The following is a 449-nucleotide window of genomic DNA, read 5'->3' as shown; positions in this document are numbered from 1 at the left end:
AACAGCCTTCGTTGATTTTTACAAAAGACAAAGTGGAGCCGAAAGAGATTGTCAAAGACTCTGCTGATTTCAGGAAAGTGCTTGACAAGTTTATGCCGCTGAATATCAACGTTGCCGAAATCAATGGCGGGAAGATCCAGTACAATGACTTTACTACAAAGCCCAATGTCGGTCTGGAAATGACAAACTTGCATTTGATCGCGCGCAACCTGCGTAACAGCTACGATTCCAGCTCTGTGCTGCCCGCGTCTGTGAACATGACGGCCAACCTGTATGACGGAACACTAAGAGCGGCCGCCAAGCTGAACCCGCTCTCCGATTCGCCTACATTTGATATGAGTGCGGAGCTGAAAAACACCAATCTGGTGAAAATGAATGACTTCTTTCAGGCATATGCAAAGATTGATGTCAACGATGGGATTTTCGGATTGTACACAGAAGTTGCCGCG

At 46.8% G+C, this 449-nt stretch carries 1 pseudogene; it reads left to right on the top strand.

The annotated features are described in order from the left end of the window. A pseudogene (locus ACTIE6_RS18095) lies at nt 1-449 on the top strand (DUF748 domain-containing protein); the annotation flags it as partial.

This window comes from Dyadobacter sp., assembly GCF_051859145.1.
Classification (GTDB): domain Bacteria; phylum Bacteroidota; class Bacteroidia; order Cytophagales; family Spirosomataceae; genus Dyadobacter.
Note: the sequence above shows the minus strand (reverse complement) of the source record. Positions and strands in the feature narration are given on the sequence as shown.